Consider the following 24,408-nt stretch of genomic DNA (forward strand, 5'->3'; position numbering starts at 1 on the left):
GGTTTATGAAAGCTCCCCTCATCTCGTTTCTACGCCGGGGCAGGCACGGGTTCGAGCCCGTTGCGGTCCGGGTCCACCAGGTACACGCGGGCGTTCGAGATGTCGAAGTACATGCCCTTCAACGTGAGCGTGCCCGCCACGATCGCCTCGCGCACGCTCGGGTAGCCGAGCAGGTTGTCCAGCTGCTGCGCGACGTTCGCGACCGCGAGCCGGTCCGCCACCGGCAGTTCCGCGCAGCCGGGCGCCGTCGGCGCGTGGAACCTGATCAGCGACGGCTCGGCGTTGCGCAGCCACGAGCGCAGGTGCGAACCGCGCGGCGCGGACCCGCTGACCAGCGCCTTCATCGCGCCGCAGTCGGAGTGTCCACACACGACGATCGTGCTGACGTTCAGGATCTCCACGGCGTACTCGACGGCCGCCCCGACCGACCTGTCACCGGCGGACGACATCGGCACCAGGTTGCCGATGTTGCGCACGCAGAACAGGTCGCCCGGCCCGGACGTGGTGATCAGGTTCGGCACCACGCGGGAGTCCGCACACGTGATGAACAACTGCTGGGGGCGCTGTCCGCGCACCGCCAGCTCGTGCAGGAACGGCCGCACCAACGGCGCGGAACGGCGTTCGAACTCGTGCATCCCGCGCAGCATCGGGTCGGTTTCCGCCGAGGCCCGCTGCGAAGGCAGCGTGACGGCCTCGGGCGTGCCCTGCCAGTGCGACCACGGTGCGAACCAGCGCGGCAGCGGGCCGGGCAACGTCTTGAGCCGCCCCGGTTTGCCCTGGTCCGCCCGGTCGAACCAGGTGTCGTGCACCTCGTCGACCCGCACCCGGCCGCCGAGCCGTTCGTAGCCCTCACGCCAGTCGTTGATCGCCTCGTAGGACGCGTGGTCCAGGTAGTCGACGTGCAGCTCCAGCACGACGGTCTCGCGCTGCGGCATCCTGCGCAGCTCGCGCACGAGCCGTCCGACTCCCAGGAACACCAACGATCCGTGCACGCACACCCGGTTGCCCTCGACGCGCACGGAGCAGTGCGTCAACCGGTACAGCGCTCGCAGCAACGCGATGACGAGCCCGGCGACCACACCCTCCAGCAGTCCGAAGAGGACGACGCCGAGGACGGTCGCGGCGTAGACCACGAATTCCCCGTGCTGCAGCAGGTTCCGCATCCGCTGGAACGACACGAGCTTGAGCCCGACGACGAACAGCACGCCCGCCAGCGCGGACAACGGGATCAGCTCCAGGGCGGGGGTGAACGCCAGCACGGCCACCGCGATCCACACACCCTGCAGGACCGCGGCGTACCGGGTCTTCGCTCCCGCCGCGACGTTCGTGGAGCTGCGCGCCAGGCCACCGCTGATCGGGAACCCGCCCAGCGCGCCCGCGAGCACGTTGCCGGTGCCCTGCGCGACGAGTTCCCTGTCCAGCCGGGCGCGCGGCCCGTCGTGCAGCCGGTCCGTGGCGACGGCGGACAGCAACGACTCCATGCTCGCCACCAGCGCGACCGTGACGACGGCCATGACCACCGTGCCGGCACTGCCCTGCGGCATCTCCGGGAACGTCAGCGCGTGGCTGTCCGGCAGGTCGACGTGGGTGACGTCGAGGCGCAGCACGAACGCCATGGCGGTCGCCAGGACGACGGCCACCAGCGGTGCGGGGACCAGTGAGGCACGCGGAACGTGCGGCCACAGCAGCAGGACCGCGATCGCCACCGCACCGGTGATCACCGAACCGGGTGAGGGCTCGGCCAGTTCGCCGGCCAGCAGGGCGAGGTTCGCGGGCACGGACGACGACGCCGTGCCGCCCAGCACCACCACGAGCTGCCCGGCGGCGATCGAGATGCCGATGCCCGCGAGCATGCCGTGCACGACGGCGGGGGACAGCGACATCACCACGCGGCTGATCCCGGTGAGTCCCAGCGCGACCTGCAGCACGCCCGCGGCCAGCGTGATCGCCGCGGTGGCCGCCCACCCGAACTGCGCCACCAGCCCGGCGACGATGACCATGAGCCCGGTGCCCGGCCCGCTGATCTGCAGCGGTGCCCCGCTGAGCGCGCCGACGACCACGCCGCCGATGACCGCGGAGATGATGCCCGCCATCAGCGGCGCGCCCGTGGCGTGCGCGATGCCGAGCGACAGCGGGATCGAGATGAGGAACAGCACGAAGCTCGCGGGCAGGTCGTGCTTCAGGACCAGCGGTGGACCGTGCGGGGTGTGGTCGCCGGTGTTGGACCTGGGCTGATGGTTCACGAGACGTCCCTTGCTGAATGGCGGCATGGCCCTGTGCGACGGCGGCACAGGGCGGGAGGGGAGTGAGCTCAGGAGATGGCGCCCGACGTTCTGAGTCGCGCCACCAGGTGCTCTAAAGGCAGCATGCGGCGCGGCCGGACGGCTGCGAGCTCGTCGGCGCTGTCATGCGGGGTCGGCACGGGAACACCTCCGTGTCGGCACAGGCATCGTCGGGCGGGATCAGGCCGCGTCGCCCTCAATGATGAGGCCGGAATCGGTGCTGTGACAGATCTTTCAGCCAACCGTGTTGATCTTGGGTGGCGCCGTCACGCGAGGTGATCACGGAGAAGGGCCGGCTCCGGTCGGGGGGTGCGGAGCCGGCCCAGGCCGGGGTGGAACTGAAGAACTATCGAGTTCCGGGAATTCAGCCTACCGAGCGCAGGTGCTTGCCGTGCGAAGTCTCCTGGCCGACGACGGTCAGGATCAGCTGAGCCGAGAGATAAGCACGGCACGGTGCGGGCATTCGCCGTGAGAACCAGCCGCGCTTGCAGGTCGCGCACCGGCCGTGCTCGTCGGGCTGGTGCTCGTCGAGCAACGCCTTCACCACCGCGACCACCCTCGGCAACTCAACCCTGGCGAGTACGAGAGCGGTCTGGTCGTCGCCGCGTTCGGCGAGATCGGTGAGTGTGGCCAGGTGGGAGTGCAGCGACTTGTCCAGTTGGCTGAACACCGTGACGGCCATCAGGCTCAGAGCTCCAGTCCTTACGTAAGCAGCCCATGCAGACTGTCGCGCCGAACCTGCGATCTGCAAGTTGCAGTACACGAATGGATGACGTCTCTTTGCGACACGCTGGTTTGCTCTCAAACTGAGAACGACCAGAACGTGGATGGCACCCAGGAGGAGTCATGCGGGGCAGCAGCCCGACCCTGCGCAAGCGCCGGCTCGTGAGCGAGCTCCGGCGTCTGCGTGAAGTGGCCGGGCTGACGATCGAGGAGGTCGGTGAGCGCCTGGAGTGCTCAGCCTCCAAGATCAGCCGCATCGAGACGGGTCGTGTGGGGGTGAGCCCGCGTGACGTGCGGGACATGCTCACCGCCTACGGTGCGGACGCCGCCACCCTCGACGAACTGGTCCAGCTGGCAAGGGAAGCCCGCCGCAAGGCGTGGTGGGACGAGTTCGGTGACATCGTGCCCGGTCGTTACGTGGGGTACGAGGCCGACGCGGACTCGATCAGGACCTACCAGGGCCTGATGATCCCGGGCCTGCTGCAGTGCGAGGCGTACACGAGGGCGTTGATCTCCCAGGTGCTGCCGGACGCGCGCACCGCGGAGATCGACCGGCGCGTCCGGTTGCGCAAGGCCAGGCAGGCCCTGCTCAGTGAGGACGACCCGTTGCGCCTGCACGTCGTGATCGACGAAGCCGCCCTGCGCCGGCTCGTCGGCGGCGCCGAGGTGATGCGCGTGCAGATGGCGCGTCTTCTCGAAGTCGGTGCGTTGCCGAACGTCACGATGCAGGTCGTGCCGTTCAGCGCCGGTGGTCATGCTGCGATGGACGGCCCGTTCGTCATCCTGAGCTTTCCCGAGCAGCTCGACTCCGACGTGGTGTACATCGAAAGCACCAGAAGCGGCGTCTACCTGGAACAACAGTCAGACGTCCATTCCTACGCCGAGATGTTCGAGCGTCTCGTGAGCTCCGCCCAGACCCCGCGGGAATCGGCAACCCTGATCACGGAGATCGCTCGCACTCTCGCGTGACTGCGATCGGGAGTGAACAGAGTGGAAAGCTTGCAGTGGCGCAAGAGCAGCCGATCCTCGGCCGGTGGGCCCGACTGCGTGGAGATCGCGCTCGTCGCCTCCGGCACTGCCGTCCGTGACAGCAAGAACGCGGACGGAGGGCGGCTGGAGTTCGGTGGCGCGGGGTGGGACACCTTCCTCGCCGCCGCGAAGACCGGCTCTTTTGTCAGCTGATCGTCAGATGCACGAGGAAGGCCCCGGCTGGAGTTCCAGCTGGGGCCTTCTCGCGTAAGGGGACGTGGGCCGGCCGGCGTTCCGCCGCCGCGGGCTGGATGCCCCTTGCACGCCGGCCGACCCACGTCGATCATGGGGAGCAGCGGGTGTTCCGCTGTCCGGTCCAACCTGCTCCGACTCCGGGATCTCGGGTTTCCGTTGATCTCGCCGTCTGTGGTTGGTTGGACACGCTAAGCGTAAGAATGCCTTCTACAGCACGACTGGAGCCCGACTGAAGTGATCTTCAAGCTCCAGGTGGCCCACAGGCGAAGGACAGATCGGTGACGCACGGCGAGGAACCCCTTCGGTTCGAGGTTCTCGGCCTTCTCCGGGTCGTTCGCGCAGGTCAAGAGGTTGATCTCGGTGCGGCGAAGCAGCGTGCCGTCCTCGCGGTCCTGCTGCTGGCGCGCAACACACCGGTGAGCCGCGGGCACATCATCGAGGCCGTCTGGGGCGACAACGTGCCCTCGAGTGCGGTCAACCTGGTCCAGACCTATGTGGCCGGACTGCGCAGGGCCCTCGAACCGGCCCGCGCCAGGAGGGCTCCCGCCGAGCTGCTGACGTCGGTGGGCGACGGCTACCTGATGCGCGTCGAGCCCGGTGCCCTGGACCTCGACGTGTTCGAACGTCAAGTGCTGCTCGCGAACCGCATGCGCGCCGCCGGTGACCTGGCCGGAGCCGCGGTCGAGCTCGACGACGCGCTGGCGTTGTTCCGCGCCGAGCCGCTGGGCGGCGTGTCCGGTCTCTTCGCCGACGTCGAACGCGGCCGTCTCGTCGAACGCCGGCTGGCGGTGCTGGAGGAACGCGCCGAGCTCGGTCTCGCGATCGGGCAGGGCCCGGAGATGGTCTCGCAGCTGAGCTTGATGGTCGTCGAGCACCCGCTGCGCGAACGCGGCCACGGGCTGCTGATGAGGGCATTGGTCCAGGCGGGCCGGCAGGCGGAGGCGCTGGCCGCGTACCGGGAGGCCCGCTCCGTGCTCATCGAGGAACTCGGCGTCGAGCCGGGGCCCGAACTGCGCCGCGTGCACCAGGCCGTGCTGGCGGGGGACAGTCCCGAGCCGGAACGGGTGCCCGTGCGCGTGCCGCAGCCGGTGTCCGCGCCCGAACCCGCTCCGGTGACGATCCCCGCGCAGCTGCCCCGCGCGCCCGTCGCGTTGATCGGCCGGGACGCCGAGCTCGGCTACCTGGACGCGTTGCTGCGCGGCCACGACGGCCCGGTGATGCTGGTGACCGGACCGGCGGGCGTGGGCAAGACCGCGCTGGCACTGCACTGGGCGCACCGCGTGCGCGACGAGTTCCCGGACGGCCAGCTCTACGTCGACGTGCACGGGTACGACCCGAACCGGGAGCCGCTGGAGATCGGCGAGGTGCTCAACCGGTTCCTGCGCGCCCTGGGCGTGCCGGCCGGCGACACCCCCGTCTCCGTCGACGAACGCTCCGCGTTGCTGCGCACGTTGCTGGCGGATCGCCGGATGCTCGTGATGCTCGACAACGTCCGCAGCTCGGCCGACCTGTTACCGCTGCTGCCGGGCGCGCCGTCGTGCGTCGTCGTGACGTCGCGGCGTCGGTTGGTCGGGCTCGTCGCGCAGGTCGAGGCGAAGCTGGTCGAGCTGGACATGCTCGACCCGGAGGCCGCCGTCGACGTGCTGGGCCGCATCGCCGGCCGGTCCGACATCGAGGCCGGTGCCCTGCGTGAACTGGCCGAACTGTGCGACGGCCTGCCGCTGGCGCTGCGGATCGCCGCGGCCCGTCTCGCGGTGTCGCCCCGCCTGCGCGTCGCCGAACTGGTCGAGGAGCTGCAGGACGAGCAGGGCCGCCTGGCCGCGCTCGGCCTGGAGGACGGCGAGGGCACCGTGCGAGCGGCTCTGGACGCCTCGCGCCGTGCGTTGCCCGAGGAGCCGTCACGACTGCTGGCGATCGTCGGCCTGCACCCCGGCGCGGACCTCACCCCGCACGTGGTCGCGGCCATGGGCGACGTCCCGTTGCTGGAGGCCCAACGCGCGCTGGACGCGTTGACGGCCGCGAACCTGCTGTCCGTCAGCGAACCCGGCCGGCACGTCGCGCACGACATCGTCCGCGTCTACACCAAGACCCTGGCCGGTGAGCTGTCCGAGCCCGAACGCCGTGCCGCGACCGGCCGGATGCTCGACTACTACCTGCACTGCGCGGACCTCGCGGACGGCCTGCTGCCGATCAACCGCGGCAGCGTCCTGGTCGCGCCGGAACACCGGCCCGTGCACGTGCCCGCGATCTCCGGTGCCGCGGACGCGACGGCGTGGTTCGACGCCGAGCGCGCCAACCTGATCGCCGCCGCCGAGCTCGCCTCGGGGTCGGGCTGGCACGTGCACGCGTGGCAGCTGCCGTACACGTTGTCGCGGTACCTGTGGCTGCGGACCGAGCGCGAGACGTCGTTGCGCCTCACCGAAGCCGCGTTGCAGGCCGCCATCGCCCTGAACGACGACGACGCCCGGTTCGTCATGCAGTTCAACCTGGGCGTCGCGCTGCTGCAGTTCGAACGGTTCGAAGAGGCGTTGCAGGCCCAGCAGGGCGCGCTGGAGGTGGCGCGCCGCAAAGAGGACGTGCACCAACAGGCCCGTGCCCTGACTACGGTCGCCGGCACGTTGCAGGACCTGGGCCGGGCCGCCGAGGCCGAGGAGCACTACCGCGAGGCCATGGAGATCTCGCGGATCGCGGGCTCGAAGTGGGCGGAGGCCAACGCCCACCACCACCTCGGCCTGCTCTACCTGAGCACCCAGCGCTTCGACGACGCGATGCCGTGGCTGCGGGTGGCGTTGCGGATGTACCACGAGGTCGGTGAGCAGTGCGGGGAAGCGGCCTGCCACACCGACATCTCCACGGCTCTGCTGGAGACCGGTGACACGGACGGCGCACTGTCGGCCGCCCGTACGGCGTTGGCCGTGGCGTGCGACGCCGTCTCGCCGTACCACCAGGCGTTGGCGCACGACCGGCTCGCGGCGGTGTTCGAGCAGCTCGGCGCGGCTGGGGCTGCGGCGCACTGGCAGCGAGCGCTGGCGTTGTTCACCGAACTCGGCGCACCTGAGGCCGACGGGGTGAGGGCCCGGCTGGCTCGCGCGCGTGCGGTGACGGTCGGGTAAGGGCTTCCGCAGGCAGGACTGCGTGATCGCCCGATGCCTGAGGTGAGGCCTCAGGACGAACCTCAGGCTCATGAACGAATGGACCCCTGAGGCGATCAAGGCGGAAATCGACTACCGGCGTGGTACCGCGGTGTGCAACTGGCAGCGGTCGAACGGCAACGGGCCGTCGTGGCTGAGCCGGTTGATCCACCGCACCTCTGGAAAACCCAGCAGCACCCGCTCATGACGTGTGACAGCATGCCCCTTGTGGCGCGCCTTGGTTCCGGAATTCCCCTCGTCGCACGCGATCGGGAGCTCGACCGGTTGCGTGCCGCGCTGGCGAAGGCCGGGGAGGGCGCCGCTGGGGCAGTGCTGCTCGCGGGTGACGCCGGTGTCGGCAAGACCCGGCTGATCGACGAGCTGGCCGCCGGCGCCGAGGACACCCTGGTCCTCATGGGACGGTGTCTCGACGCGGGCGAGACCGGCTTGCCGTACCTGCCGTTCGCCGAGGCGCTGGGCACGTTGAAGAGCGACGTGTCGCACCGGCCCGCGCTCGCGATGTTGCTGCCCCAGCTGGCGTTGCCGGCCGCACGCGAGCCCGGTACCGAGGGCATGATCGCGCCGAGCCTGGTCCCGGGACGCAGGCCGGAGCAGGACGTCGGCCAGCTGCAGCTGTTCGACGCCGTGCTCGGGCTTCTCGGTGATCTCTCCGAACAGCAGCGCGTGCTGCTCGTCGTCGAGGACCTGCACTGGGCCGACGCGTCCACCCGGTACCTGCTGTCGTTCCTGTTGTCCCGCCTGCGTTCCCAGCGCCTGCTGGTCGTCGGCACCTATCGCGCGGACGACCTGCACCGCAGTCATCCGTTGCGCCCCTTGCTGTCCGAGCTGGTCCGGCTGTCCGCCGTCGACCGCCTGGACCTCTCGCCGTTCAACGCGGCGGACGCCCGCCGGTTCGTCGAGGCCCTGTCCGACGACCTGCCCGAGGACGTCCTCCGGCAGGTCGCGGAACGCTCCGAGGGCAACGCCTTCTTCGCCGAGGAACTCATCGCGGTGGCCACCTGTGACGACGCCAGGTCGTTGCCGTCCGCACTCGCCGACGTCCTGCTCAGCCGGGTCGAGAGCCTCAGTCTCGAGGCGCAGCACGTCGTCCGCGTCGCGTCGGTGCGGGGCCGCCGGGTCCGGCACTACCGGTTGCACGAGGTGTCGGGCATGGCCGACCTCGCGTTCGACGCGGCGTTGCGCGAACTGGTCCAGCACCACCTGCTCGTCGTGCACGACGACGAGGTCTACGCCTTCCGTCACGCGTTGGTCCGGGAAGCCGTCTACGGCGACCTGCTGCCCGGTGAACGGGTCCGGTTGCACGCCGCCTACGCCCGCCACCTGGCGCAGCACCTGGAGGAGCGCGGTGCCTCGGCGGCGCTGGCCCACCACGCCTTCGAGAGCCACGACCTGCCGACGGCCCTGAACGCGTCGATCATGGCGTCCAAGGAGGCCGAACGCGCCGGCGCGCCCGCGGAGTCGTTGCGGTACTTGGAAAAAGCCCTCAACCTGTGGAACGCCGTTGCCGAGGCGGATCGTCCGTCCGATGTGGACGAGTCCGTGCTGCTGCGGCGCGCGTCCTGGGTCGCGGGCACGGCCGGGCAGCCGGAACGCGCGGTCGCGTTCGCCCGCAGTGCCACCAAGGCGATCAGCGCCGAGCAGACGCCGGAGGAGGCCGCCGAGATCTGGTTGCGGCTCTCGCAGGCGCTGTCGATCCTCGACGGCAACGAGGAGGAGCACTTCCTGGTCCTGGCCAAGGCGCTCCAGCTCGTGCGGGACCGCGAGCCCAGTCCCACGCGCGCCCGTGTGTTCGCGGGCAAGGCTTCTTCTCTGCGCCAGCAACGCAAGGACGCCGAAGCGCGCGAAGCGGCGGAGCTGGCGATCGCGGACGGCCAGACGGCGAACGCGCCGGGTGCGATCGCGGACGGCCTGGGCACCATGGCGATCCTCGACGACCACGCGGACCGGCCGGAGGACGCCAAGGCCAGCTTCGAGCGCGCGATCCAGCACGCGCGCGAGGTCGGGGCGTTCAACAACGAACTGAGGGCTTGGTACTACTACGGGATGATGCACTACGACCGCGGCGAACTGGCCGAGGCGGCGCGCGTCTACAACCTCGCGGGGGCCAGGGCCAAGGAGACCGGCCTGACCTGGAGCATGTTCGGCCTGGAGATCCGCATCCTGCAGGTGCTGGTGCACTACTACATCGGCGACTGGGACTACGCGGCGTGGGCCAGCGAACCGCCCGGCATGTCCGTGTCGTCGACGGTGCTGGCGCGGCTGGCGTCGGCGAGCACCCACCTCACGGTCTCGCGCGGCGACCTGGCCGAGTCCGAGCGGATGATCACCAAGCTGCGCAGCGACTGGCACCGCGACATCCAGATCGCCCTGATCACCGGCGGCACGGGCGCGGAGCTCGCGTTGTGGCGCGGTCGTCCGGAGCTGGCCGTCGAACGCGTCACGGACGCGCTGGAGTGGGCGCGCAAGCTCGGCGGTCCGTGGATGCTCGCCGGGATCAGGATCGGCGCGATCGGCATCGCGGCGCACGCGGAGATCGCCGCCAAGGCACGCCGCAAGCGCGACACCGAGGCCGGGCGGAACGCGGTCACCGCCGGTCACGAGCTCGCCGAGCACGTGCGGCTGACCGCGCGGAACGGCAAGCCGCGCGCGGGCACCCTCGGTCCGGAGGGACGCGCCTGGCTGGCTCGTGCGAACGCCGAGGAGTCACGGCTGCGGGGAGCGGGCGATCCGGAGCTGTGGCACAAGGCCGTCGACGAGTTCGGCTACGGGGTCGCGTTCGAGCAGGCGCTGTGCCGGTGGCGGCTCGCGGAGGCGTTGCTGGGCGCGGAACGCCGGGACGAGGCCGCCGAGCAGCTGCGCCTGGCCGACGAGGTGGCGACGCGGCTCAAGGCCGTTCCGCTCGCCACGGCCGTCGCGTCGTGCGCCAAGCGGGCCCGCATCAGCCTCAGGGCCGACGAACCGGTGCGCGAACAGGTCGACCTCTTCACCCCGCGGGAACGCGACGTGCTCGGCCTGGTGGCCGCGGGACGGACGAACCGCGAGGTCGGTGAGGAGCTCTACATCAGCGAGAAGACCGTTTCCGTGCACCTCTCCCGGATCATGGCGAAGCTGGGGGCGTCGCGGCGCGCGGAGGCCGTGGCCATCGCGTACGACCGGGGTCTGCTGGAATAGCGCCGGTTGTCATACCTCAGGCTGATGCGCAACGCGTCGCGGAGTTGATGTCCGCTCACTCAGCTTCCTCATAGCTTCTTCCTCAGCAAGGAACATCCCCTGTGAGGAAGGCACGAGACATGTCTGCACTGGTGTCCGAGGTCGGCACCCGGACCGCCGCGGCGGCCCACAACCTGGTGAAGGTCTACGGCAAGGGTGACACCGCGGTGCGGGCGCTCGACGGCATCGACGTCGCCTTCCAGGCCGGCCGCTTCACCGCGATCATGGGCCCGTCCGGCTCCGGCAAGTCCACGCTGATGCACTGCCTCGCGGGACTGGACACGGTGGACAGCGGCGAGATCCACATCGGACAGACCGAGATCACCAAGCTCAACGACAAGGACCTGACCAAGCTGCGCCGCGACCGCGTCGGCTTCGTGTTCCAGGCCTTCAACCTGCTGCCGACGCTGACCGCCGAGCAGAACATCCTGCTGGGCCTCGAGCTCGCCGGCCGCAAGCCCGACCGGGAGTGGTTCGACACGATCGTCAACGTGCTCGGCCTGCGCGACCGCCTGACCCACCGCCCGACCGAGCTGTCCGGTGGCCAGCAGCAGCGCGTGGCCTGTGCCCGTGCGCTCGTCGCCCGTCCCGAGGTCATCTTCGCCGACGAGCCGACCGGCAACCTGGACTCGCGCAGCGGCGCCGAGGTCCTCGACTTCCTGCGCATGTCGGTCCGCAAGATGAGCCAGACCGTGATCATGGTGACGCACGACCCGGTGGCCGCGAGCTACGCGGACCGCGTGGTGCTGCTCGCCGACGGCCGGCTCGCGGGCGAGATCCACCAGCCCACCACCGAGTCCGTCGTCAACGCCCTCACGCACCTGGGGGCGTGAGGTAGATGCTGAAGACCATCCTCGCGGGCCTGCGAGCCCGCACGGCGAGGCTGGTGCTGTCCAGCATCGCCATCGCGCTCGGCGTCGCGTTCGTGACGGGCACGCTCGTGCTCGGCGACGCGGTCGGGGAGCAGACCAGGGACAACTTCGCCCGCGGCGCCCGCAACGTCGACGCGGCCGTGCACATGGGGGAGAACAGCCCCAACCGGGAGGACGGCATCCCCGCCGACTTCCTGCAGAAGATCCGCAACACTCCAGGTGTCGAGGGCGCGGACTCGCGTGAGTTCGGCAGCGCCGCGTTGCTCAGCGGCGAGGGCAAGGCGCGCAGCGCGCTGGTGCAGCCGCTGCCGACGACGGAGAAGCTGCGCGACTTCAACCTCAAGGACGGCAAGTTCCCGGTCAAGGCCGACGAGGCCGCGATCGACACCAAGACCGCCCAGGTCGCGAAGCTCAAGGTCGGTGACAAGCTCAAGCTGCTCGACGAGAGCAACGCCGAGCACGCGTTCACCATCGTCGGCACCTACCAGCAGGGCGCCAGCAGCATCTCGATGTCCGGCAGCGACCACGTCGTGGTCTCGCCGGAGGGCCTGCGCACGGTGATCCCGGCGCAGCGGATCTACGAGATCGTCGCGGTCGCGAAGCCCGGTGTCTCGCAGCAACAGCTGGTCGCCGACATCACCAAGGCGATCGGCACCGGCTACGAGGTGCAGACCGGTGAGCAGCTGACGCAGGCCACGCTGGCCCAGGTCGGTGACGCCGCGAGTGAGATCAAGACGTTCCTGCTCGCGTTCGCCGCGATTTCGCTCGTCGTCGCGGGCATGGTCATCTACAACACCTTCACGATCCTCGTCGCCCAGCGCACGAAGGAACTCGCGCTGCTGCGTTGCGTCGGGGCGAACCGCTCGCAGGTGTTCCGCAGCGTGCTCGCCGAAGCGCTCTTCATGGGTCTCGCGGCGTCCGTGCTCGGCCTCCTCGGCGGACTCGGCGTCTCGGCCGGCCTGCAGGCGTTCATCAGCACGGTGGGCGGCGGAGGCCCCGGTGGCGAGGACGCCCCGATCCGCCTGCCGATCTCGTGGGTGACCATCGCCGCCGGCTTCGGTGTCGGCGTGGTCGTGACCGTGCTGTCGGCCGTGCTGCCCGCCCGCCGCGCCACGAGGGTCGCCCCGGTGGCCGCCCTGCGTTCGCAGCCGGACAGCTCCGACGACGTCGCCCGCACCGGCAAGGTCCGGATCGTCGTCGCGGCACTGATCGCGCTCGTCGGTGGCGCCGCCGTCTACTTCGGACTGCAGCAGGAGAAGGAAGAGCCGGCGATGTTCATCACCGGTGGCGCCACGATGATCCTGTTGCTCGCGGTGCTGCTCCTCGGCCCGCTGTACGTGCCGGTGGTGAACCGCCTGTTCGGCAAGGCGCTGCGCGGTGTCCCGGCGAAGCTGGCCTCGGCCAACGCGGGCCGCAACCCCAAGCGCACGGCCGCCACCACGGCGGCGCTGATGATCGGCGTGACCATCGTCGCCATGGTGACGGTCGTGGCCGGCAGCGGCCGCGCGACCATGAACGAGCAGGTCGACAAGCGGTTCCCGTCCGACTACGCGGTCAAGTCGAACGTCTACAGCCAGCCGCTCACGCAGAAGTTCACCGACGAGCTCGCGAAGGTGCGCAACGTCGCCCAGGTCGCGCCCGAACTCAGGGCCTACGGCGAGTCGCCCAAGCTCCAGTACGCCGACGTCACCGGGTACCCGACGGACGCGATCGGTTCCCTGGTGCGCCCGGACCTCGCCGGCGGCACGCTGGCCGGGCTCAAGGACGGCGAGCTCGCCATGCGCGAGAAGGAGGCCAAGGACGCCGGTGTCACCATCGGCTCCACCGTCCCGATCAGCGGCAAGGACTTCAAGGTCGTCGCGCTGATCAAGGACAACAGCTACGGCACCGGCATCGTGACGCTGAAGTCCGCCGAGTCCCTGCTCAAGGAGCCCGTCAAGGGCTACCAGAACGTGCTGGTCAAGCTCGTGCCGGGCACTGACATCACGGTGGCGCGCGCCGACCTGGAGCGGTTCATCGCGACCTCGCCGGTGGCGGTGCTCGACTCCGCGGCCGAGACCAAGGCCGAGCTGAACTCCCAGATCGACCAGATCCTGATGTTCATCTGGGCCCTCGTCGGCCTGGCGCTCATCATCGCCCTGTTCGGCATCGCGAACACGCTGACGCTCTCGGTGCTGGAACGGACCCGCGAGTCCGCCCTGCTGCGGGCGCTGGGCCTGACCAGGGGCCAGCTGCGGCAGATGCTGGTGGTCGAGTCGATCCTGATGGCGCTGATCGGCGCGGTCGTGGGCGTGCTGCTCGGCGCCGGGTTCGGGTGGCTGCTGGTCGAGGCGATCTCCAACTCGGAGTTCACGATCAGCTTCTCCATCCCGTTCGGTCAGATCGGCATCATGCTCGGCCTGGCCGTGGTCGCGGCGGTCATCGCGGCGGCCCTGCCGGCCCGTCGCGCGGCCAGGAACTCCGTGGTCGCGGGCATGGCGGAGGCGTAGGGGACACCCCGCCCGGCCTCGCTGTCGGGGGCCACGGCCGGGCGGGTTCGGGAGTGCGGAAACAGGGGCCGCACGACCGGGGGATCGGTGGAGGTCCGGTGCCGTCGGGGCACCGGGCCTCCGCTGCGTTCACGCCCGGTTCGGCATCCGTCGAAACGGCAGGTGATCGGCGCTTCGGAAAAAATCTTGGGGACCGCGCGTCACTTTTGGCCCGCAGGCCCCTCTACCTGGGGTGAGGGACGACCGGAGCGAGGGCCCGGTCGTCCCTCTTCGTCGTTTCCGAGGGGCCTGTGACCGCTCCGTCCGGAACGTTCGGCGTTTCGGTCCAGGTTTTTGTTGCCTGCCTCCACAAAGTTACGGAACGATGTCGACCGCTTGACACCCGCGCGTCTCCGGTTGAGTGTGAGAGCGCTCTCATCACAGTTAAGCGCCGCTCACGGCGTCGTCGAGGAGGACGGATGAGCAGAAGGCTGGTCGGCAGCGCCGCTGCGACCCTCGTGATGGTTTTGGCCGCTGGATGCGGCGGGGGATCCCAGGCTGACGGCAAGATCGAGCTGTCGCTGGGCCTCTTCTCCGACTTCGGCTACGACAAGCTCATCGAGGAGTACATGGCCTCGCACTCGAACATCAAGATCGAGCAGCGCAAGGTCAAGATGGAGCAGCACAACACGCAGCTCGCGACTCAGCTCGCGGGTGGCCGTGGTGCCGCGGACATCGTCGCCCTCGAGGAGGGCGTGGTCTCGCAGTTCCGCGCCTCCAAGGACAAGTTCGTGAACCTGGCGGAGTACGGCGCCAAGGACCTCAAGGACCAGTGGGCCGGGTGGAAGTGGAACCAGGGCACCGCCGACGGCGGTGAGTTCGTGCTGGGGCTGGGCACGGACATGGGCAGCCTCGGGCTCTGCTACCGCGCGGACCTGTTCGCGGCGGCGGGCCTGCCCACCGACCGGACCGAGGTCGCCAAGCTGTGGCCGACCTGGGCCGACTACGCGAAGGTCGCCGACCAGTTCGCGGCCAAGACGCCGAACGTGAAGTTCGTCGACACCGGCCGCAACGTCTACAAGGCGATCCTCGACCAGACCGAGGAGGGCTACTTCGCGAAGGACGACTCGTACATCGCGGAGAAGAACGACAAGGTCAAGACGGCGTTCGACACGGCGGCGGCGCTCGGCACCAAGGGGCAGACCGGTGCTCTCGAGCCGTTCAGCCAGGACTGGAACGTCGCGCTGAAGCAGGGTTCGTTCGCCACGACCACGTGCCCGGCCTGGGCGCTCGCGCTGATCAAGGCGGGTGCCGGCGACGCGGCTGCCGGGAAGTGGGACGTGACGACGGCGCCCGGCGGTGGCGGCAACTGGGGCGGCTCGTTCCTGGCCGTCCCGAAGCAGGGCAAGCACCCGAAGGAGGCCTACGAGCTCGCCAAGTGGCTCACGGCCCCCGAGCAGCAGAAGCGGATCTTCAAGGAGACCGGCAACCTGCCGAGCCAGCCGAAGGTCTACCAGGACGCAGAGGTGCAGGCGACCGTCAACGAGTACTTCAACAAGGCTCCGGTGGGTCAGATCTTCGCGACCTCCGCCGAGTCGCTGAAGCCGACCTACCGCGGCACGAAGGACTCGAAGGTCGGCCCGGTGTTCGCCACCGCGCTGACCCGCGTGGAGCAGGGCAAGCAGTCCGGGGCTGAAGCGTGGACGCAGGCCCTGAAGGAAGCGACGGACGCCGCCAAGTGACGGTGACTCGTCCAGAGACCGAGGCGGCTCCGGCCGTCTCGGTTTCGCCTTCCAAGGAGCCGAAGCGCTTCCGGCTGAGCCACTGGGACGCCAGGTACACGCCGTACCTGATCATCGCGCCGTTCTTCCTGGTGTTCGGGATCTTCGGGCTGTACCCGCTGGTGTACACGGCGTGGGTGTCGCTGCACGACTGGCAGCTGATCGACGGCAACCAGGGGTTCGTCGGTGTCGCCAACTACGTCGAGCTCTTCGGCGACGCCAAGTTCTGGAACGCGCTGTTCAACACGCTGAGCCTGTTCGTGCTCTCGACGGTGCCGCAGTTGCTGGCCGCGCTGGGCCTCGCCGCGTTGCTGGACCGGGGTCTGCGCGGGAGCGCGTTCTGGCGGGCCGGCGTGCTGCTGCCCAACGTCATCTCGGTCGCCGCGGTGGCGCTGGTGTTCGCGCAGTTCTTCGGCCGCGACTTCGGCATCGTGAACTTCCTGCTCGGGTTCGTCGGCATCGACCCGATCGACTGGCGTGCCGAGACGTGGGCGTCGCACCTCGCGGTGTCGACCATGGTCATGTGGCGCTGGACCGGCTACAACGCGCTGATCTACCTGGCGGCGATGCAGTCCGTGCCCAAGGACATGTACGAGTCGGCCACCCTGGACGGCGCGGGGCGCTGGCGGATGTTCTGGTCGATCACCGTGCCGTCGATCAAGCCGACGATCCTGTTCACCGTCGTCACCTCGACGATCGGCGGTCTGCAGCTGTTCGCCGAACCCGCGCTGTTCGACCCCGGGTTCGCCGCCAACAACTCCACCGGTGGTTCCGACCGGCAGTTCCAGACGCTGGTGCTCTACATGTACGAGAAGGGCTTCCGGTTGTTCGACGCCGGCTACGCGGCCACCGTCGCGTGGATGTTGTTCGTGGTCGTCCTGATCGTCGCGATCATCAACTTCGCGCTGACGCGCCGCATCGCGGGCAAGGGGTGATCGCATGAAGAACGCCAAGGCGGGACCCCTGCTCTACGGGTTCCTGGTCGCCGTGCTCGCCGCGTCGATCTTCCCGCTGTACTACTCGTTCATCGTCGCGTCGAAGGACAACTCCGTCCTCGGCGAGAAGGTCCCGCCGCTGGTCCCCGGCGGCAACCTGGTCGAGAACATCACCCGCGTCTTCGACACCGTCGACTTCTGGCTCGCCATGCAGAACTCGTTCATCGTGGCGTCGAGCGTGGCGATCTCGAACGTCGTGCTGGGCACGCTGGCCGGGTTCGCGTTCTCGCGGCTGCGGTTCCGGGGCCGCGACTCGCTGTTCCTGGTCGTGCTCGGCACCGCGATGGTGCCGACGCAGCTCGGCGTGATCCCGCTGTACATGCTGATGTCCGACCTCGACTGGTACGGCACCCTGCAGGCGGTCATCGTGCCGGTGCTGATCGGCTCGTTCGCGGTGTTCTGGATGCGCCAGGCGTGCGAGGAGACCGTGCCGTACGAGCTGATCGAGGCGGCACGCATGGACGGCTGCTCGGTGCTGCGGACGTTCTGGCACGTAGGGTTCCCGGCGGTGCGGCCCCAGGCGGCGGTGCTGGGGATGTTCACGTTCATGACGGCCTGGAACGACTTCTTCTGGCCGTTGATCGTGCTCGACCCCAACGACAGCCCGACGGTCCAGGTGGCCCTGTCGACGCTGGCCAGCGGGTACTACACCGACTACTCGCTGATGCTCGCCGGCGCCTCCATCGCGGTGCTGCCGGTGATCGCGATCTTCGTCCTGCTGTCGCGTCAGATCGTGGGCGGCATCATGCAGGGCGCCCTAAAGGGATGACACTCAGCAGGGCTCAAGCCACAAGGATGTGAATGTATGACGACCGACTCGGACGTCGAGGTCGGGCAGGAGGTGCTGACCTTCCCGCCGGACTTCCTCTGGGGAGCGGCGACCGCGGCGTTCCAGATCGAAGGTGCGACCACGGCGGACGGTCGTGGCGCGTCGATCTGGGACACGTTCGCCGCGACGCCCGGCAAGGTGCTGGCCGGTGACACGGGCGACCCCGCCTGCGACCACTACCACCGGTACCGGTCCGATGTGGACCTGATGGAGTCCCTCGGCCTGGCCTCGTACCGGTTCTCCGTCGCGTGGCCCCGGATCCAGCCCAACGGCAGCGGCAAGGTCGAGGAGCGCGGGCTCGCGTTCTACGACCGGCTGGTGGACTCGCTGCTGGAGAAGGACATCCAGCCGCTCGCCACGCTGTACCACTGGGACCTGCCGCAGGTCCTGGAGGACTTCGGCGGCTGGCGCAACCGCGACACCGCCTACCGCTTCGCGGAGTACGCGGCCATCGTGCACGAGCGGCTCGGCGACCGGGTGCAGGCCTGGACCACGCTGAACGAACCGTGGGTCTCGGCGTTCCTGGGCTACGGCAACGGGATCCACGCGCCGGGCATCACCGACGCGGTGGCGTCACTGGAGGCGGCGCACCACCTGCTGCTGGCCCACGGGCTCGCCACGCAGGCGTTGCGCGCGCAGGCACCGGAGTCGCACCGGCTGTCGATCGTGCTCAACTTCAGCACGATCTGGGGCGACGACGCGGAGGCCGTCCGCAAGGTCGACGGCCTGCAGAACCGCATCCTGCTCGACCCGGTCCTCGGCAAGGGCTACCCGCTCGACGTCCTGCAGGACACGACGTGGCTGGGTGACTGGACGAACGTGGTCCGCGACGGGGACATGGAGACCATCGCGACCCCGGTCGACTGGATCGGCGTGAACTACTACAACCCGACCCGCGTCGCGCCGGCCGACCCGGACTTCGTGCCGGCCGGTCCGCACGCGGGCCTGCGCGGTGTGTCCATCCAGCCGCCGCAGGGCGAGCTCACCGGCTTCGGGTGGGAGCAGAACGCCGACGCGTTCACCGAACTGCTGGTGCGCCTGTCCCGGGACACGGCGGGGGTGCCGCTGGTGGTGACGGAGAACGGGTCCGCGTTCCCGGACGTCGTCGACCCGGCGGGTCGCGTGTACGACGTCCAGCGGACGAAGTACCTGGTGGACCACGTGCGCGCGGTGCACAGGGCGATCTCCGAGGGTGCCGACATCCGCGGCTACCTGGCGTGGTCGCTGCTCGACAACTTCGAGTGGGCGGCCGGGTACTCGCAGCGGTTCGGGATCGTGCACGTCGACTTCGAGACGCAGCAGCGCACGGTCAAGGAGAGCGCGGCCACGCTGTCCCGGATCATCGGGCGGAACGGGCTCCCCGCGCACGGTTACACCGTTTAGCGCACAGGACGGGCCGAGGGGGCCTTGGCGCTCTCACCTGCGGATACTCGTGTCCACAGGTGAGAGCGCTCTCTTGTGAGTGGTGTGGCCTGGCTCGTTGCCGGTGAATTCGCGGTCAGACGGGCGCATCGCGGCGCCGCCCCCACGTCTTCGTACTGGTTGTACGGGGGCGTGGGGGCGGTGTCGTGAGGTGTCCTGCTGAGCGTGAATTCGCCCGTAACGGGCCGGGTCACGCCACTCAACGCCTGCGGAGGACCCTCGGGTCGGCGTGCAGGTTCTCTCCGAGCCTGATGGTGATGAACTCGTTGTTGTCCGGCTTGCCCGGCGTGCGGCCCGACGACGACGGGAAGTTGTTGTCGTTGAGCACCGCGAGCGTGCGGTCGTCGAGGATGGTGACGTCCTCGATCGTGACGAACGGGAACCTGAACGGGTCCGCTTGCCCGCCGACGTGCTTCGGATTGGCGAGGTTCAGCAGGTCGGCGATCAGCGTCTTGTCGAGCTTGCCGTCGGAGTTCCTGTCGCGCTTGTCGGCGAGGTAGACGCGCTTGACGATCGCGTCGGCGCCCTGGGCGCTGTCCCGCTCGATGATCAGCAGCCGGTTGTCGTCGACCGCGATGGCGTCGCCGATGGCGAAGTTCGGGTCTTCCAGCTGGTAGCGCCAGGTCTTCCCGGTGAAGCTGTTGCTCGCGATGTCGAACTCGTTGAGGCGCAGCGTGCCCGGCGTGTCACCGGCGACGGTGCCCTCCAGCAGCGCGTTGATCCTCTTGCCGTCCGGCGAGAGCGTGATGCCCTCGAAGCCCTTGCTGCCGCCCAGGTTCGGGTTGCCCGCGGGGTTCTCCGGAGCGCGCACGTCCGGCAGAGGGGCCGGAGGTGCCATCAGGCGGCCCGCGCGGTCGAAGTGCAGCAGGTACGGGCCGAACTCGTCGCCCATCCAGTAGGTGCCGTCGGCGCCGCGGGTGACCGACTCGACGTCGATGTCGGCACCGGTGATCACCCGGTCCTGCCTGGTCAGCGGGAACGGGATGTGGCCGTTCGGGTCGGTCAGCGTGACGCCGCCGAGCACGTCGACGGTGTTCTTCGCGAAGTCCGGCGCGATGCGGTGGATGCGCAGCAGGAAGTCCGCGCTGTTGGCCTTGGTGCCGTAGCCGTTGTCGGAGATGGCGTCGAACGTACCGTCGCTGTTGCGGACGAGACCGCTGAAGCCTTGGATCGGCTGGTCCGGGAACGGCGGCGTGACCCCGTTGATCGGGGCCGTCCCCAGTGCCGCGCCGCTCGGTTCGCTGCCGGGCAGGTAGGTCTCCGCCGGGAGGAATGCGAAGTTCGTCAGCGTGGCCTGCCGGGGAGGCTTCTGGCCGGAGGCTCCGGGAGCGGCGGTGGTGGGCGTGGCCAGTGCCGTGACGGTGAGCAAAGTGAGGCCTACGGCCAGTGTTCTCCTCATGCGGCGACCCTATGACGAGCGTTTTACCCGTGGTTCGCCTCGCGGCAACAAGTTCCATGAACTCTTGACGTCATGACGACGACCTGGCGCCTGCGCTTCGAACTCAGCGACAGCCCCGGCGCGCTCGCGCGCGTCACCGTCCGGCTGGCCTCGGCCGACTGCAACGTCCTCGCGCTGCACGTGATCCCCGTGCCCGGCGGGGTGCTCGACGAGATCGTCGTGCGGGCGGCTCCCGGCGTGCTCCCGGCGGACCTCGTCGAGGCGGTGCGCGGCGAGGGCGGCAAGCGCGTCGGCATCACCCGAGCCGACCTGCGCGACCTCGTCGACGAGCCGACCGCCGTCCTGCGCGCCGCACGCATGGCGCTCACCGACCCGGAACAGACCGGCGACGCACTCCGCCAGGTGCTGGCCGCCGACTCTGTGACGGTCGGCGAGGCCGCCGACGGCCAGGTCCAGCTGGGAGAGTGGGTGGCCCGGCGGGGCTGGGCCCCGTTCACCCAGGTCGAACTCACGCGCGCGCAGGCGTTGCTCGACCTCGTGGACGCGCCGGCGCCCTCGATGCGCGCGGTGCTCAGCGACGACGGCGCGGCACTGGTCCTGCGTCCGGGGACCGGCGAGGACGAGGACGCCGTCGCCGCCCTGCACTCCCGCTGTTCGATGAGGACGATGTTCAACCGCTACCACTCGGGCATGCGCACCGTGCCCCGCCGCTGGTTGCACCGCCTGCTCAACCCGCCGCGCGGCACCACGGTCCTCGCCCAGTGCGGCGACCAGGTCGTGGCGCTGGGACAGCTCATCCACACCGGCACGCCGGACTGCGCCGAGATCTCGTTGTTGGTCGAGGACGCCTGGCAACGCCGAGGCGTGGGCGCGGCACTGCTCGGAGCCCTGGCCTCGGACGCCCGCGCGGCCGGGTTCACGGAACTCGTCGCGTGGTGCCTGCCTTCCGAAACCGCCCTGGTTCGCACGGCCGCACGCGCCGGCCTCGCCACCACGACACGCCGTGAGGACGGTCTGCTCCGAGTTTCGATCGCGCCTCGCGTGCGTGCCCTGAAGACGCCGGAAGCCGCGGAGGTCGCCGAAAAAACACGATGAACAGCGCGGAAACCCTCCGCGGAGATCCTTTGGGGCTAAGCTGCTTAGCGGATCAAAGGTTTTCATCGAGGAGTGGTGGTGCTCGTGTCCAACCACGCGCGTCCGACGTTGGAAGACGTTGCCGCGAGGGCAGGGGTTTCCCGCGCGACAGCGTCACGGGTGCTGAACGCGTCACCGCGCGTCAGCCCGGAGGCCCTGGAAGCGGTCAACGCCGCGGTGACGGCGCTGAACTACCAGCCCAACCGCGCCGCGCGCGCGTTGGTCACCCGCCGCACAGGCGCCGTGGCCGTGCTGTTCTCCGAGCCGGAGCCCAAGATCTTCGACGACCCGCACTTCGCGCGCCTGATCCGTGCGGGGGCACGGGCCCTGGCCGACGTCGACGTGCAGATGGTCCTCATGCTGGTGCACTCGCTGGACGACCAGATCCGGGCGCACCGCTTCCTGGCCGGCGGTCACGTCGACGGTGCCCTGGTGTTCGCACCGCACCGCAACGATGAGCTGGTCTCGATCGTGAAGAAGCTGCCGCTGCCGGTCGTGTACGCCGGCAAGCCGTGGGGATCGTTGCGGGGCATGCACCTCGTGGACAACGACAACGAGGGCGGCGCCGTGCTCGCCACCGAGCACCTCAAGTCCCTCGGCCGCAAGAAGATCGTCCACGTCTCCGGCCCCTTGGACGAACTGTCCGCCATAGACCGTCTGAACGGGTTCAAGTCGGCCATGTCGCTGGACGACAAGGGATTGGCTCGGCTCACCGAGGACGGTGGGTTCACCCGTGAAGGTGGGCGCAAGGCCATGTCCTCGTTGCTGGCGCGGGTGCCTGCGCTCGACGCGGTGTTCGTGGCCTCCGACCTGATGGCGGCCGGGGCGTTGGAGACGTTGAACGAGGCTGGGAAGCGGGTTCCCGAGGATGTCGCCGTGGTCGGGTTCGACGATCACGTGGCCATCGCCGAGCACACCTCGCCGCCGTTGACTTCGGTTCGGCAGGATTCCGATGAGCAGGTCAAGGTGATGGTCGAGCACCTGGTGAAGCTGCTTCGGGATGAGACTGTGAAGCGGAAGCAGCAGATGCTGCCCACTGTGTTGGTGCGGCGCGAGTCTGCCTGAAGCTTTCGGGCGGGCTTGCTGTTGCGTTGAGCGGTCACTCCATCGAGGAATGACTGCTTTCCTGCGGCATTGCTTGTGGTCTGGCGTTATCAGTTCAGGCCAGACCCTGCGTGCAGCCCCGCGGACCAACCTCATCGCTGCCCGGCCTCTGCCAGCGGCCGCTGCCTCGTCTCGCGGAACTGTCAGACCTCGCCGCTACCTTGGGACGCGGGGGATCCCAAACACGAGGGGACCCCTGCGCGAGCCTGCTCCGACCGCCTAGTTGCCCAGGTTCTTGCAGGTGGGCGGGGGAAGCGGGTTCAACGGGCTGCACGGCCAGCCGGACGAGGACGGCGCCGGCGTCGTTGTCTGTACCGGCGGGGGTGGGGGCTGGACCGGGTTCGTCGCCGCTGGGGGTGGCGTGGTGGTCTTTTGCGGTTGCTGCGTGTTCGGGGGCGAGCTGGTGGAGCTCGATGGTGCGCTGCTGTTCGCGGGCGAGCTCTCCGTCGAGCTCGGTGGAGTGCTGGGGGTGGACGAGATCCAGGTGGATGCCGGGGTTCTGCTCGGCGGCTCTTCGCCGGCTGCTCCGTGGATCGCCATGCCTACCAGCACGCCGAGCAACGCTGACCCGAGCACGGCGGAACCACCTGCGGCCCACAGTGCGCGCACAGCAGTCCTCCTAATGCTCACGGTGTGAAGTCGGGCGATCACGCTCTTCAGCAGATTACCGGCTCGGCCGGTGGCAGGAGAACGCTCGCCTGGATGCCTTATCGGCTCCTTGATGGCCCCGGTTGAGTGATCGCTGTCACTGAACTGTGATGCGGGCAAGTACCAAACTGGCCCCGGAAAGGCCTGCCACCAGCACGGTTCCGGTCAAATGCCACGTCGGAGCGTCACCCGAGCAGGTGAACACCTCGGTGAAGCGTTCCGCGGAGCAGGTGACGAACGGGACCGACGAGAGGGCGATCGAGGCTGCTGCCACGCCGCCCAGCAGTGCGGAGCCGAACGTGCGCATGAGCGGGAACGCGGCGTTGACCGTGCCCACTGCCGCGATGGCGAAGAGGAGTGGCACGGGTCTGGGGAACAGGCCCGTCAGGGCGCACCCGACCATCAGGACGCCGAGCACGGCCTGGCCGATCCTCGCCTGAGTCGCCACGGCTTGGCACCCTAACAACTCCGTAAGCTCTTTTCGGTCCGGTTTGCGCCAGTATTTTCGGTATGCGCCATCGTCGAATCCTGATTCCCGTCTCAGTTCTCGTGGTCGTCGCCCTCGGGGTCGGGTTGTACCTGTTCCAGCCGTGGCGGTTGCTCACGGTTCGCGAAACTCGCGACGCGCTGCTCGTGCCCCCGGCCACTGTTCAGTCGACGACGCAGTCGGCCGTTCAGCCGACTGCGTCGAGTGCTCCCGCTCCCGTCGCGAAAACGCCGAAGGAAGTCGCGGCCGGTGAGTGGCGCTCACTCGAGCACGCGACGACAGGTAAGGCGAGCCTCATCGAACTGCCTGATGGCGGGCATTCGGTCCAGTTCGCCGCCTTGAACACCAGCGATGGGCCTGACCTGTACGTTTACCTCTCGCCGCACGCGTCGGCCTCGTCCGAGAAGACCTTCGGTCAGGGATTCACGAATCTCGGCAAGCTGAAGGGAAATCGTGGCGATCAGGTGTACGCAATTCCGGCGGGTGTGGATGTGTCCACCATTCGGAGTGTCGTGATCTGGTGTCAGAGGTTCAGTGCGGGCTTCGCCGTCGCACCGCTGGAACAGGCCTGAAACATCAAGGCCGGACGACTCTTCGACCATTGACTTTTCTGGTCTAGACCACATAGCGTCAACGTCAACGGGCACAACATCGTCCCTTGCCGACGGACGTGCGGAA

At 69.2% G+C, this 24,408-nt stretch carries 19 protein-coding genes; 15 read left to right on the forward strand and 4 right to left on the reverse strand.

Features of this window, described 5'->3' with window-relative positions; translation table 11 throughout:
• Positions 1 to 29 precede the first annotated feature (29 nt).
• The gene (locus tag LX88_RS12995; protein WP_258948017.1) at positions 30 to 2,243 is read right to left on the reverse strand and encodes a SulP family inorganic anion transporter; all 2,214 of its coding nucleotides are present in this window, start codon (positions 2,241 to 2,243) and stop codon (positions 30 to 32) included.
• 403 nt (positions 2,244 to 2,646) lie between these two features.
• Complete coding sequence (locus LX88_RS13000; RefSeq protein ID WP_089917134.1) at positions 2,647 to 2,964, reverse strand: hypothetical protein; 318 nt, start codon at positions 2,962 to 2,964, stop codon at positions 2,647 to 2,649.
• Between the two features lie 164 nt (positions 2,965 to 3,128).
• Here LX88_RS13000 and LX88_RS13005 point away from each other — a divergent pair, with 164 nt between their 5' ends.
• The 11 genes from LX88_RS13005 (at position 3,129) to LX88_RS13055 (ending at position 18,919) form a co-directional block, all read left to right on the forward strand.
• The gene (locus LX88_RS13005; protein WP_258948018.1) at positions 3,129 to 3,974 is read left to right on the forward strand and encodes a helix-turn-helix domain-containing protein; all 846 of its coding nucleotides are present in this window, start codon (positions 3,129 to 3,131) and stop codon (positions 3,972 to 3,974) included.
• Positions 3,975 to 3,995: 21 nt separating this feature from the next.
• Entirely contained in the window at positions 3,996 to 4,187 is a 192-nt protein-coding gene (locus LX88_RS13010) for a DUF397 domain-containing protein (protein WP_245983242.1), read from the forward strand.
• A 320-nt stretch (positions 4,188 to 4,507) separates the two neighbouring features.
• A complete protein-coding gene (locus LX88_RS44245; RefSeq protein WP_258948019.1) occupies positions 4,508 to 7,342 on the forward strand; it encodes an AfsR/SARP family transcriptional regulator in 2,835 nt (944 codons plus the stop codon).
• A 70-nt stretch (positions 7,343 to 7,412) separates the two neighbouring features.
• On the forward strand, positions 7,413 to 7,568 hold the full coding sequence (locus LX88_RS13020) for a hypothetical protein (RefSeq protein ID WP_258948020.1): 156 nt from the start codon (positions 7,413 to 7,415) through the stop codon (positions 7,566 to 7,568).
• 11 nt (positions 7,569 to 7,579) lie between these two features.
• Positions 7,580 to 10,552 carry a helix-turn-helix transcriptional regulator gene (locus LX88_RS13025; RefSeq protein WP_258948021.1) on the forward strand — a complete coding sequence of 991 codons (2,973 nt, stop codon included), beginning with the start codon at positions 7,580 to 7,582 and terminating at the stop codon, positions 10,550 to 10,552.
• A gap of 119 nt (positions 10,553 to 10,671) precedes the next feature.
• Positions 10,672 to 11,424, forward strand: coding sequence for an ABC transporter ATP-binding protein (locus tag LX88_RS13030; RefSeq protein ID WP_258948022.1), 753 nt, complete (start codon positions 10,672 to 10,674; stop codon positions 11,422 to 11,424).
• 5 nt (positions 11,425 to 11,429) lie between these two features.
• A complete protein-coding gene (locus LX88_RS13035) occupies positions 11,430 to 13,952 on the forward strand; it encodes an ABC transporter permease (protein WP_258948023.1) in 2,523 nt (840 codons plus the stop codon).
• A 458-nt stretch (positions 13,953 to 14,410) separates the two neighbouring features.
• A complete protein-coding gene (locus LX88_RS13040; protein ID WP_258948024.1) occupies positions 14,411 to 15,673 on the forward strand; it encodes an ABC transporter substrate-binding protein in 1,263 nt (420 codons plus the stop codon).
• A gap of 74 nt (positions 15,674 to 15,747) precedes the next feature.
• Entirely contained in the window at positions 15,748 to 16,647 is a 900-nt protein-coding gene (locus LX88_RS13045) for a carbohydrate ABC transporter permease (RefSeq protein WP_307790250.1), read from the forward strand.
• A gap of 4 nt (positions 16,648 to 16,651) precedes the next feature.
• Positions 16,652 to 17,476, forward strand: a complete 825-nt coding sequence (locus LX88_RS13050; protein ID WP_258948025.1) for a carbohydrate ABC transporter permease — start codon at positions 16,652 to 16,654, stop codon at positions 17,474 to 17,476.
• 36 nt (positions 17,477 to 17,512) lie between these two features.
• Complete coding sequence (locus tag LX88_RS13055) at positions 17,513 to 18,919, forward strand: GH1 family beta-glucosidase (protein WP_258948026.1); 1,407 nt, start codon at positions 17,513 to 17,515, stop codon at positions 18,917 to 18,919.
• Between the two features lie 238 nt (positions 18,920 to 19,157).
• Here the strand turns inward: LX88_RS13055 and LX88_RS13060 are convergent, their stop codons facing one another.
• Positions 19,158 to 20,357, reverse strand: a complete 1,200-nt coding sequence (locus tag LX88_RS13060; protein WP_258948027.1) for an esterase-like activity of phytase family protein — start codon at positions 20,355 to 20,357, stop codon at positions 19,158 to 19,160.
• 72 nt (positions 20,358 to 20,429) lie between these two features.
• Between LX88_RS13060 and LX88_RS13065 the strand changes: the two genes are divergently transcribed.
• The 3 genes from LX88_RS13065 (at position 20,430) to LX88_RS13075 (ending at position 23,232) form a co-directional block, all read left to right on the forward strand.
• Positions 20,430 to 21,452, forward strand: coding sequence for a GNAT family N-acetyltransferase (locus tag LX88_RS13065; RefSeq protein WP_258948028.1), 1,023 nt, complete (start codon positions 20,430 to 20,432; stop codon positions 21,450 to 21,452).
• A gap of 75 nt (positions 21,453 to 21,527) precedes the next feature.
• Positions 21,528 to 22,556, forward strand: coding sequence for a LacI family DNA-binding transcriptional regulator (locus LX88_RS13070; protein ID WP_372511297.1), 1,029 nt, complete (start codon positions 21,528 to 21,530; stop codon positions 22,554 to 22,556).
• Positions 22,557 to 22,836: 280 nt separating this feature from the next.
• Complete coding sequence (locus LX88_RS13075) at positions 22,837 to 23,232, forward strand: hypothetical protein (RefSeq protein WP_258948030.1); 396 nt, start codon at positions 22,837 to 22,839, stop codon at positions 23,230 to 23,232.
• Between the two features lie 108 nt (positions 23,233 to 23,340).
• On the opposite strand, the gene LX88_RS13080 is transcribed toward LX88_RS13075, so the two are convergent.
• Positions 23,341 to 23,691 carry a hypothetical protein gene (locus LX88_RS13080; protein ID WP_258948031.1) on the reverse strand — a complete coding sequence of 117 codons (351 nt, stop codon included), beginning with the start codon at positions 23,689 to 23,691 and terminating at the stop codon, positions 23,341 to 23,343.
• A gap of 62 nt (positions 23,692 to 23,753) precedes the next feature.
• Here LX88_RS13080 and LX88_RS13085 point away from each other — a divergent pair, with 62 nt between their 5' ends.
• The gene (locus LX88_RS13085; RefSeq protein WP_258948032.1) at positions 23,754 to 24,302 is read left to right on the forward strand and encodes a DM13 domain-containing protein; all 549 of its coding nucleotides are present in this window, start codon (positions 23,754 to 23,756) and stop codon (positions 24,300 to 24,302) included.
• Positions 24,303 to 24,408: the final 106 nt, after the last annotated feature.

Origin of the sequence: Lentzea californiensis, from assembly GCF_024648825.1 — a bacterium.
Taxonomy (GTDB): domain Bacteria; phylum Actinomycetota; class Actinomycetes; order Mycobacteriales; family Pseudonocardiaceae; genus Lentzea; species Lentzea californiensis.